The following is a 10,457-nucleotide window of genomic DNA, read 5'->3' as shown; positions in this document are numbered from 1 at the left end:
GTTGTGACAGGGACTCACGAGACCAAGGTCCCGAGAGTCCTGCCCGACGTCACCGGCGCGCGAGGTCGACGCGGGGCAACACTGGGGTCATGTCCCTCCTGATCGAGCCGGTACGTGCCGGCTACGCCGTCGACCCACCCGTCTCGGTCGACGACGTCGTGGAGCTCCTGGCCGAGCTGCGCGTGGTGCGCCAGGTCGGCGCCGAGCTCGGCCTGGATCTGATGCCGCGGCGCTGAGGCCGCTCGACCACCGCTCGTCCCGGTGGTTGAGGAGGCCTGAGGAACGAGGGCCGTCACGAAACCACGCCGCCGTCTCACGGGGCCTCGTGACGGTCGCAGAGCGACCTCCTCGGCCACCGAAGGCGCTACGTCGGGCACTAGGCTCGCCCGGTGAGCGACGTGAGCGAGCCCGCCGCCGAGCCTGCGGCACCCGGCGGTCCCGCGGGCGTCCCGCACTCACGGCTGGAGGACGTGCTCGGCGTCCTCACCGGCACGTTCCTGGTCTCGCTCGGGCTGTACCTGCTCACCGCCGTCGACGCCGTCACCGGCGGCACGGCCGGCCTGGCGCTGCTGCTCTCCTATGCCACGCCCGCGGCCTTCGGCGCCCTGTACGTGGCGATCAACCTGCCGTTCCTGGTGCTGGCGTGGCGCACCAAGGGGCCGGCCTTCACCGTGCGCACGCTGATCGCCGTCGGGTTGGTCTCGGCGTTCTCCGAGCTCCATCCCCGTGTGCTCGACGTCGGGGAGGTCGCAGGTGTCTACGGCGTCGTCGCGGGGAACCTGGTGATCGGTGTCGGGATGCTGATCCTCTTCCGCCACGGCGCGAGCCTGGGCGGCTTCAACGTCCTCGCTCTGCTCGCCCAGGAGCGTGCCGGCTGGCGCGCCGGCTACGTGCAGATGTCACTCGACGTCGCGGTGATCCTCGGGTCGCTGCTCGTCGTCGCACCGGGCCAGGTGCTGCTCTCGGCGTTCGGTGGTGCGGTGCTCAACCTCGTCATCGCGCTCAATCACCGCGCCGGTCGCTACCTCGGCACCTGACGCGATGCTGCGCGTCACGCGGTCGGCAGATGACGACGACCATGTCGGGTCACGGTGAGCAGACCGCCGAGCAGATGACGCCGGAACGTCGGGTTCTCATACATCGTGACCTCGTGGCCGAGCGCGGTGTACCAGGACAGACCGCGTCCGATCGGGCGCTGCCAGCACATCGGGTGGTCGCCCATCGTGCCCGTGACCACCGGTGGAACCGAGGCGCCGGTGGGCAGCATCGAGGTGTTGGGCACCTGGAGGTAGCTCCCCTCGTCGATGGCGAGCAGGATCTTCGCGCGCCCTCGCGGTGAGTCGGTGAAGGAGTAGAACTCCTCGACGGGGGTCTGCCAGCTCGGCGGGAACCGGCGGGTCGAGAGGTGGTCGGCGGATTCGCGCAGCACCGTCGCCGACTGGGGGATCAACGGGTGGCACAGGAAACGTGCGCCGGACAGCAGCTCGGTGTAGAAGGGCCAGTCGTACTCGGTGTCGGCCGCCGAGTGCACGCCTGCCCAGCCGCCCCCCGACGTCACGAATCGCTTGATCGCCCGTCGGCCCCGGTCGGTGAGGATGTTGCCGGTCGTGTTCGCGAAGAGCAGCGCGGTGTAGCCGCGCAGTTCGGCGTCGGTGAACACGGTCGGGTCCTCGGTGGCCATGATCTCGAACCCGTGCTCCTGGCCGAGCTCGGTCGCCGCTCGGATCGCCAGAGGGATCGAGGAGTGACGGAAGCCGCTGGTGCGGGTGAAGATCAGGATCCGATGCGGGCGGCGTCCCGGCCGCGTGGCACGGGCCGCGCGGGCGTCCGGAGCGGTGACGAGGCCCGCGACCGGGGCCAGCAGCGCCGGCGCGATGAGTCGACGTCGGGTCACCGACGGCACGTCGTCGGTTGCGGGCGGTGCTCCCAGCGTTCTCACGTCATTCTCCGGGTCGGTCGATGAGGCCGCGCGCGATGCGTCGCGCGTTGGCCATGATGGTCAGGGTGGGGTTGAAGCCCGGGTAGGTGGGCCAGGTCGAGGCGTCGGCCACGTAGACGTTGCCCACGTCGTGCAATCGACCCGACGGCGCGCAGACCGACGTCCGCGGGTCGCGGCCCATCCGGGCGGTTCCGGCGAGGTGCGCGGTGTAGGTGATGCCGTCGCTGAGGATCGGGAACGGCAGCACCACCGCCCCGGTCGCTCCGGGCGCGAGGAGGTGCATCGCCTCCATCCGTGCGCCGAGCAGCAGGGCCGCGGCCTGCTCGTGCCGGTGGGGGGAGTAGGTGATCCGCGCCGAGGGAACGCCGTGGAAGTCGGTGACCTTCGGGTCGAGGTCGACGCGGTTGTGTGCCTGGGGAAGGTCTTGATGCACCAGTTGGGAGCCGCAGATGCCGGCGTGCAGACCGACCTTCATCAGCTGCTTGAGCGCTGTGCCGTGACCCACGAGGCTGGACAGGGTGGTCGATGCCTCCAGCGGCGGTGCGCCGGAGCCGACCTGGACGACGCCGCCGACCACGTAGGGCACGCCGAGCGCCTGGACCTCGGGGCCGGTGAACGGCCCCATCAGGTCGTCGACCTGCACCGTGGCCGACTGCGCCCGCAGCGGCTTGACGTCGCGCGTGAACAGCGCGGCGCTGAGCGTGAAGTTGTGGAACATCATGTTGCGACCGACCTGGTCGGACCGGTTGCCGAGCCCGCGTGGGTGGGCGCCGGTGGCCGAGAGCAGCAGCAACCGCGCCGTGTTGATCGGGCTGCCGGCCAGGATCACGGTCGAGGCGGCCAGGCGGTGACGCCGTCCCTGGAGATCGCGGTAGTGGACGGCGGTCGCACGACGTCCGTCGCGGGTGGTCTCGATCCGATGCACCCACGCGCGGTCGACGACCCGAACCCGGCCCGTGCGGAGGGCGGGATTGAGGTAGGAGACGAGAGCGTCGCCGCGCGCGTTGATCGGGCATCCGAAGCCCGAGCACATGCCGCAGGAGTTGCACGCCGGCCGGTCCTGGAACTCGCGGGAGTTCACGGCGGCTGGGAAGGGGTAGGGCTCGAACCCCAGGGCGCGGGCACCGTCGGCCACCAGCGAGGCAGCGTAGGACGGCGGGTTGGGGCGCATCACGAAGTCGCGACGACGCGGTGACTGACGCAGCGTGCGCTCGGGCATGGCGGAGCGGTCGCCCTGCACCCCGAGCCGGTACTCCACCTCGTCGTAGTGCGGCTCGAGGTCGCCGTAGTCGATGGGCCAGTCGGCCACCTGGGCGTCGGCCACCGGGCCGAGTGCCGATCGCTGGTGGAAGTCCTGCCGCCAGAAGCGCGGGGTCTTGGCGTTGTAGTGCAGCGTGGTGCCGCCGACCGCGGCACCGAGCTGCCCCAGCGCGCCCTGGGCCGAACGCGCGACGCCCTTGCGCGCCTCGGCCTGCGTGCGGGTCGTATAGGGCTCGAGGAGGCCGTCGGGGAAGCCGTAGCCGCGCCGTCCCTTGAGCTCGTCGCTGCCGTAGGTGGTGCCGAGGTCGCTGCTGTCGCGTCGGCCGAGTCCGGGCCGCAGGTTGCGGCCGCGCTCGAGGATGGTGACGTCCCACCCGGCGCGTGCCAGCTCCCAGGCGACGACCGAGCCGGCGGCGCCCGATCCGACCACGACCGCCTCGCGGCTCATCGCGCTCCCTCGCTCTCGGCGGGATCCGACGGCGGTGCGGCGGACTGCCGCCCTGTCCGGCTGCGCGCCTCGCACACCAGCCGATCGGCCTCGGCGTGCAGGCGCGCCATCGTCTCGCCGCGGGCCCCCGACGAACTCAGTACCGGTGCCACCAGGTCGCGCACCTGTTCGGCCAGTTCGCGGTGACTTCCGGCGGCGCGTGCATGGAGTCCGGCCATCACCTCGGACGACGCGAGGGGGAGGAGGGGGGAGAGCACGGCGGCGGTGGGCGCGGCACCGGTGAGCACCGGCGGGAGCGGGGGGAGGGCGGGAAGTCCGAGCGCGTCCAGGAGGTCCTCGAGGGGCGCGTCCACCAGTGGCAGCAGCTCGGTCTTCGGTGCGGTCACCTCGGCGCGGGTGTACCCCCGCGGCTGCCGGTCGCCCTCGAACCCGACGGCGTGCCACCCGACGCCGTCCTTGTTGCCGCCGTACTCCGGTGCGCCGTACATGAACTCCAGGGTGTGGGCCACCGCCAGGTCGAACATGGCGGTGACCGCAGCGTTCTGGCTGCCCTGCAGGGCCAGGTCGCGCAACGGTCCGGGCAGCAGGGTGAAACCGGGCACGCTCGCGGCGAGCGCGTCGAGGCCCGTGCGGTAGACCTGCTGCATGCCGGTCACCGGGCCGTTGCGCTCGAGGTCGCGGTGACCGCGTGAGCCGAGGATCCGCAGCTTCCAGGCGCGTTCCTCGTAGCGGTCCAGCGGCAGGAACTTCGCGAAGTGGTTGACCCGCGACCCGCCGCGGTCCGAGAACGGACCGCCGGCGTAGATGCGCGGGGGATCGACGGTGAAGGCGCCGAGCAGCGCGTCGATCGCCTCGTGGCAACCGGCCGCGACGGCGCCGGCGACGGTGTCCTCCGGCTGACCGGGTACGACCCGGTCCACCACGGCCCGCAGCACTGCGAGTCGCGACGAGGTCAGGTACCGCGCGCGCTGCGCTCCGGTGGGCACGGCCGCCGCGGCTGCGCCCGCACCCCAGACGACGACCGCGGACGTCGCGGCACCAGCCAGGGCTGCTCGTCGACTGACCGGTGCGGCCACGGTGGGGCGCACGGGTGTGAGAGGCAGGACGGTGCGGAGCCCCGGCGAGGTGGCCTGGGAGCGCGCGGAACCGTCCGGCGATGTGGGGGGCGTCACACTCCGGCAACGATCAGCGAGGCAGCGGGTTACGACGTGGTTCGGGTGCGATTCACCCGTGGCGCCTGCGTCCCGCCCGGGCTGTCAGTCGGCGGGGCGCTGTCGGACGCCCGGGCGGCGAGCCAGGACGCCAGGTCACCCCGGCGCACTCCGGACTTGGCGAGCACGCGCGACATGTGGGTCTCCACGGTCTTGACCGACAGACTCAGGCGAGCGGCGACGGCCTGGTTGCCCGCGCCCGTCGCCGCGAGCTCGGCGACCCGCTGCTCTGCGGGGGTGAGGTGCTCGCCGGGGTCTCGTCGTCGACGCCCGTCGGCGGCGTGCAGCTCGTGCAGGCCGACGGCGACCAGGCGGGTGGCGCCCAACCGCTCGGCGTCGTCGATGACCTGATGGAGCATCGCGCGAGCATCGCCGCGACGTCCGGCGCGACGCAGACGGCCGGCGTGGTGGAGACGGACCTCGGCCAGGCGCAGCGGCGGCAGCAACTCGCAGATCGCGTCGGGGATCGTCGGCGCCGTCGGTTCGATGCCGAGCGCCGCGATCCAGGCGTCCATCACGGGGCGGGCGTGGCTGCACGGCGTCGGCGGTCCGACGGTGGAGCGCGCGAGGTGGCGCCACATCAGCTCCACCGGCTCACGTGGCGCCACCCAGTCGGACAGCTCGTAGCTGCGTGCGGCGCAGTCGAGGCTGGTGCGTGCGGCGTCCGGTCGTCCCAGCGCGAGCTCGACCCGGGCGCGGGTGACCCACCAGGTGGCTCCCGAGATGCCGGGCTGGGTGGTCACCAGGTCGCTCAGCTCACCCAGGTCGAGTGCGGACTCCAGATCGGCCTCCTCGCCGACGTAGAGGGCGACCTCGGCGCGGAGTGCCGCCACGAGTGGAGTGAACACCGGCCACAGCGGCGCGGCCGCCCACGCCCGGTCGGCGCGAGCGCGGGCCGAGGCGAGGTCGCCGAGCCAGAGGTCGGTGAATCCCAGCCAGGCGTTCGCGCTGACGACCTGGTCCTCGCGGCGGATGGCTGCCGCGATGGAGCCGATGCGCTCGAAGACGTCACGCGCCTCGGCGAACCGTCCGAGCTGGGCGTAGACGACGCCGATCACGCCGATCTCGGCGAAGAACTCGGCGTTCGCCGCCGTGATCTCGGGGAGGAGCGCGTCCGCCAGCGTCGCGGCGACGTCGTCCTCGCCGGCCTGGGCGTACGCCGCGGCGGCCATGCCGCGCGCGGGCAGCGCCTCGCGCAGGTCGCTGACGAGGACGTCGTGCGCCGAGGCGAGCAGGTCCATGCGGCCCGGCGGACGGGCGGATGGGTGGAAGTACGTGGCGCCGAGATAGCCGCGCAGGGTCTGAGCCCGCCACGTGAGGCCGAGGTCGGGCTGCTCGGCAGCATCGACGAGGTCGCAGGGGATCCGGTCGGCGTGCATCGCCGCGAGGTCGGGCCGCCGTCCCTGGATCACGGCGTAGACGATGAGAGCGAGACGGATGTCGACGGTCTCCCGGGTGCGGTCCGCCTCGGTGAGCCGCTCGATGATCGCCTCGACCTGGAGCATCGCCGCCGCGGGGTCGACGTCGAGATCGGCGAGGAGCGCCCGCGCCGTCAGCGCGGTGGCCGCCGCCCAGACCTCGACCTCGTCGACTCCCTCGGCCAGCGCGCGCTCGGCGAGGCGTCCACAGGCACCGGTCTCACCCGCGGCCCACGCGCGCTCGGCCGCCTTCGCCAGGAGTCGTGCCGCCCACGCCTCGCCCAGGGGTATCGACCCCTCGAGGGCGGCGACCGTCTCGCTCTCGTAGCCGGGGCGGTCGCGCCAGCGTCGCGCCGCGCGCGCCGCGACGACAGCGCGTGTCATCGGCGACGGCGTCGCCTCGGCCAGAGCTACGGCGCGCGGGTGCAATCTCGGCGCCGGCCCGCCGTCCACCAGTCCCTGACGGGCCAGCCGGACGAGGCCCGCCTCGACCTCACCGAGCGTGACGTCGGCGATGACCGCGAGATCGGCGAGGGTCGCCCTGCCTCCGGTGACGGCGAGGGCATGCACCAGCGGCGCATCAGACGGGTCCAGACCCTCGGCCGCGACCGCGGTTCGCTCGCCGCGCGCGCCGTCGTCCACGAGGCCAGGCTAGTGGCACGTCCGGGAAGTTCTGATGCGCTTCGCGCACCCCCGGCACGCACCCCGCGGCGTTGCCGACGCTTGCAAGACAACCCGGTATAGCCGCGCGCCGGCGCCTTGCGCTGCACGCACCGGCAGCACGCCAACCGTTTCAGAACTTCTCGGACGCACCACGAGGGCCGCACCCGCGAGTCCGGAGCGAGAACTGCTCGACGGGATGGCGAGGGCCGTCACACCCGATGACCGTGCGGATGGCGCCCCGATGCCGTCCGTAACCCCCCTCGACGGGCCAGGTGGCGCCTCCAATTCTCAGGGTGGCGCCCTGATGCCCGGGGGCCCCGGCGGTCGGAGACTCCCACCATGTCTCCTCACTCCATCACCCTGCGCGGCCCCAAGGGCGAGTCGATGCGTCGGATCGCCTTCCGTGCCCTCACCGCTCTCACGGCGGCCTTCCTCCTCCTCACCAACCCCGTCGTCGCCGAGGCCGCCCGGCAGATCACCGGAGCACAGGTCAAGAACGAGAGTCTGACCGGTGCCGATGTGCGCAACGGGACGCTGACCGGGCTCGACGTGGCCGACCGGAGCCTGCGTGCTGCCGACTTCCGGCCCGGTGATCTTCCGCGCGGTCCGGCCGGACCGGCGGGTGCTGCGGGACCCGCGGGACCAGCCGGTGCGCCCGGCGCCGCGGGACCCGCCGGGCCTGCCGGACCCGCAGGCGCCGCCGGAGCGCGCGGCGCCAGCGCGTGGGACACCATCCCCAGCGGCACCACTGTTCGCGGGTACTTCTTCGACGAGGGCGTGCGGGCCGCGGCGAACGATTTCGTGACCGCGAACTTCAACCTGCCCGGTCAGGCGCCGTCCCCGCTGAGCAGCGCGAACGTGAACTTCGCCCCGGACGGCTTCCCCGCCACGATCGACGACGACCCCACGTGCACCGGCACGTTCGACGCGCCGACGGCACCGGCGGGCAAGGTGTGCCTCTACCTGGCCAACCTGACGAACCTGGGTGCGTTCGCCATCGCGGGAGACACGTGGGCTGCGCCATCGGCGCGATCGCGCGCCTTCTACTTCACCGCGCTCGCCAGCGACGACAGTCCGTGGTCGTACTACGGCGTCTGGGCCTACACGGCTCCCTGAGCGAGCCACGGAAAGAGCCACGGAGAAGAGAAGGGCCCCGGTCTCCCCGGGGCCCTTCTCTGTCGGTACGCCATGTAGGACTTGAACCTACAACCCGCTGATTAAGAGTCAGCTGCTCTACCAATTGAGCTAATGGCGCATGCCCCAGACCACTGCCTGGCGCGAGGGGAAAGATTACCAGCGAGGCGCCGCCGGGTGAAATCGAAGGCTTTGGTTCGCTCCTCGTGCGGGCGTGCCGCTCACTGGATCGCGGTGAAGTAGCCCGACCGCGCGAGCAGGTCGGCGCAGCGGCCGCAGAGCGACACCTCGTCGTGGCCGGCCGCTGGATCGGCGCCCCGTGCGCGCCGTCCGCGGGTGACGGCGTCGACGGGCGCCAGGTGGTGGTCGCTGACGCAGCGGCCGAGCGAGCGCTCCGGCTCCAGGCGGGTCTGCGGAGCGCGGTCGGTCGTCGCCGCGGTCGACGTCGGGCTCTGGCGACGTGCGACCGAGCCGGTGCCGCGCACGGTGCGCTCGCCGCGCCCGCGGACCGCGAGACCGGCGGCGACCAGCGCCTCGGCGACCTCGGGACGACGGACCCGGAAGTCGAAGCCACCCTCGGCCGAGCGGTGGCAGTGGTCGAGCACGGCGTCGTCGACGAAGACCGCGCCGATCCGCACACCGCTGACCGCGACGGCCCGCGACGCCGGAGCGGCGGGGGAGTCGAGCAGCGTGGCGGTCATGCCCGGTACAACGAACGCGACGCCTCCAGGTGACGGCGCCGCTCCGGCTGGGCCCCGACTCACCTCGAGGCGAGCACCGCCTGAGCGGCGTTGTGCCCACCCAGGCCCGAGACGGCGCCTCCGCGTCGTGCCCCCGAGCCGCACAGCAGGACGCCGGGGCGGGAGGTCTGCACGCCCCACTGCTCGGCGGGCGTGTCGAGCGCGGTGTGGTTCGGCGCCCAGGGCCACTCGAGGTCGCCGTGGAAGATGTGCCCGCCCGGCATCGCGAGGTCGCGTTCGACGTCCTGAGGGATCTTCGCCTCGATGCACGGTGCCCCGGAGGGGTCGCGCACCACGCAGTCCAGGATCGGCTCGGCCAGGTGGCGGTCCAGCGAGGCGAGCGCGCGCTCCAGGGCCAGGGTGCGCATGTCGTCGGGGTCGGCATCGAACAGCGGGGCCGGCGTGTGGAGACCGAAGTACGTCAGCGTCTGCGTGCCGGGCGGCACGTCGCCGAGGATGGTCGGGTCGGTGAGCGAGTGACAGTAGACCTCGCCCGGCAGTTCGGCAGGAAGCTCGCCGCGAGCGGCCTGAGCGTAGGCCGTCTCGAGCTCGGTGTAGTCCTCGCCGAGATGGAGCGTGCCGGCGAACGCGGTGGCCGGGTCCACGCCGGAGCGCAGCCGCGGGAGCCGGTGGAGCAGGAGGTTCACCTTCAGCTGCGCGCCCATCGGCTTCGCCGCGGGGTCGAGAGGCTCGCCGAGAAGGCCGCCGAGCACCCAGGGCGCCACGTTGGCCAGCGCGTGCGTCGCCGTGACGGTGCGCGAGGAGACGCCGTCGGACCAGGAGACCTCGACGCTCTCGCCCGCGTCGACGCCGCCGGCGATCGCGGTGACCTCCGCACCGGTCACCACCTCGGCACCCGCCGCCACGGCGCTCCGGAGCAGGGCGTCGGTCACCGCACCCATGCCGCCGACCGGCACCCGCCACTCCCCGGTGCCGTTGCCGATCAGGTGGTAGAGGAAGCAGCGGTTCTGGATCAACGACGGCTCGTGCAGCGAGGCGAACGTGCCGATCAGGGCGTCTGTGGCGACCACGCCGCGCACCGTGTCGTCGACGAAGCGGCGCTCGATCGCCTCGCCGAGCGGGCGCTCGACGACGTCACGCCAGATGGTCGGCGAGATCCGGGCGCGGACGTCGTCCTCGCGCTGCAGCGGGTTGGTCAGGGTGGGTGCGAGGTCGCCGGCCATCGCCCCGATCTCGGCGTAGAACTCCTGCCAGGCCTCATAGGCGTCGTCGGAGCCGGTGAGGGTGTGGAACGAGGCGCGGGTGGCCGGCCCCTCCTCGTGCTCCACGAGCAGGCCGCCGGGCGCGCCGTCGCGGAAGGTGGGGGTGAACGAGGCCGTGGCCCGGGAGGCGAGCGCGACGTCGAGGTCGAGGTCGCGCATGACCTGCTCGGGCATCAGGGAGACCAGGTAGGAGTAGCGCGAGAGCCGCGTCGGCAGGCCGGCGAACGCCTGCGCGGAGATCGCGGCCCCACCGGTGCGCGGGAGACGTTCGAGCACCAGCACCGAGACGCCGGCCCGCGCCAAGTAGGCCGCGGCCACCAGTCCGTTGTGCCCGCCGCCGACCACGACGACGTCGTACCGGGATCGGCTCGATGCGCTCACCCCCGCCAACCTAATGGTCTGCGGCTGCGGGTCGACGCCC

General features: G+C 72.9%; 9 protein-coding genes and 1 tRNA gene. 3 read left to right on the top strand and 7 right to left on the bottom strand.

What is annotated here, in order from left to right; genetic code table 11:
- Nucleotides 1–89 precede the first annotated feature (89 nt).
- Both KSO97_RS11655 and KSO97_RS11650 read left to right on the top strand, forming a co-directional pair.
- Nucleotides 90–236: a hypothetical protein gene (locus KSO97_RS11655; RefSeq protein WP_232679039.1), complete on the top strand. Its 147-nt coding sequence runs from the start codon at nt 90–92 to the stop codon at nt 234–236.
- Between the two features lie 153 nt (nt 237–389).
- A complete protein-coding gene (locus tag KSO97_RS11650) occupies nt 390–1,037 on the top strand; it encodes a YitT family protein (RefSeq protein ID WP_232679037.1) in 648 nt (215 codons plus the stop codon).
- Between the two features lie 14 nt (nt 1,038–1,051).
- On the opposite strand, the gene KSO97_RS11645 is transcribed toward KSO97_RS11650, so the two are convergent.
- The 4 genes from KSO97_RS11645 to KSO97_RS18320 form a co-directional block, all read right to left on the bottom strand.
- Entirely contained in the window at nt 1,052–1,894 is an 843-nt protein-coding gene (locus tag KSO97_RS11645; protein ID WP_232679036.1) for a ThuA domain-containing protein, read from the bottom strand.
- A 46-nt stretch (nt 1,895–1,940) separates the two neighbouring features.
- Entirely contained in the window at nt 1,941–3,647 is a 1,707-nt protein-coding gene (locus KSO97_RS11640; protein ID WP_232679034.1) for a GMC family oxidoreductase, read from the bottom strand.
- Complete coding sequence (locus KSO97_RS11635) at nt 3,644–4,735, bottom strand: gluconate 2-dehydrogenase subunit 3 family protein (RefSeq protein ID WP_232679031.1); 1,092 nt, start codon at nt 4,733–4,735, stop codon at nt 3,644–3,646. The genes KSO97_RS11640 and KSO97_RS11635 overlap by 4 nt, the downstream gene beginning before the upstream one ends.
- A gap of 113 nt (nt 4,736–4,848) precedes the next feature.
- Nucleotides 4,849–6,918: a helix-turn-helix transcriptional regulator gene (locus KSO97_RS18320; RefSeq protein WP_232679029.1), complete on the bottom strand. Its 2,070-nt coding sequence runs from the start codon at nt 6,916–6,918 to the stop codon at nt 4,849–4,851.
- A gap of 360 nt (nt 6,919–7,278) precedes the next feature.
- Here KSO97_RS18320 and KSO97_RS11625 point away from each other — a divergent pair, with 360 nt between their 5' ends.
- Nucleotides 7,279–8,055 carry a hypothetical protein gene (locus tag KSO97_RS11625; RefSeq protein WP_232679027.1) on the top strand — a complete coding sequence of 259 codons (777 nt, stop codon included), beginning with the start codon at nt 7,279–7,281 and terminating at the stop codon, nt 8,053–8,055.
- 66 nt (nt 8,056–8,121) lie between these two features.
- Here the strand turns inward: KSO97_RS11625 and KSO97_RS11620 are convergent.
- The 3 genes from KSO97_RS11620 to KSO97_RS11610 all read right to left on the bottom strand — a co-directional run bounded on the left by KSO97_RS11620 (nt 8,122) and on the right by KSO97_RS11610 (nt 10,417).
- Nucleotides 8,122–8,194 (bottom strand) — tRNA-Lys (locus KSO97_RS11620).
- Nucleotides 8,195–8,294: 100 nt separating this feature from the next.
- A complete protein-coding gene (locus KSO97_RS11615; protein WP_232679026.1) occupies nt 8,295–8,774 on the bottom strand; it encodes a hypothetical protein in 480 nt (159 codons plus the stop codon).
- 59 nt (nt 8,775–8,833) lie between these two features.
- A complete protein-coding gene (locus tag KSO97_RS11610; RefSeq protein WP_232679024.1) occupies nt 8,834–10,417 on the bottom strand; it encodes an NAD(P)/FAD-dependent oxidoreductase in 1,584 nt (527 codons plus the stop codon).
- Nucleotides 10,418–10,457: the final 40 nt, after the last annotated feature.

This window comes from Nocardioides sp. R-C-SC26 (assembly GCF_021246465.1).
Lineage (GTDB): Bacteria > Actinomycetota > Actinomycetes > Propionibacteriales > Nocardioidaceae > Nocardioides.
Note: the sequence above shows the minus strand (reverse complement) of the source record. Positions and strands in the feature narration are given on the sequence as shown.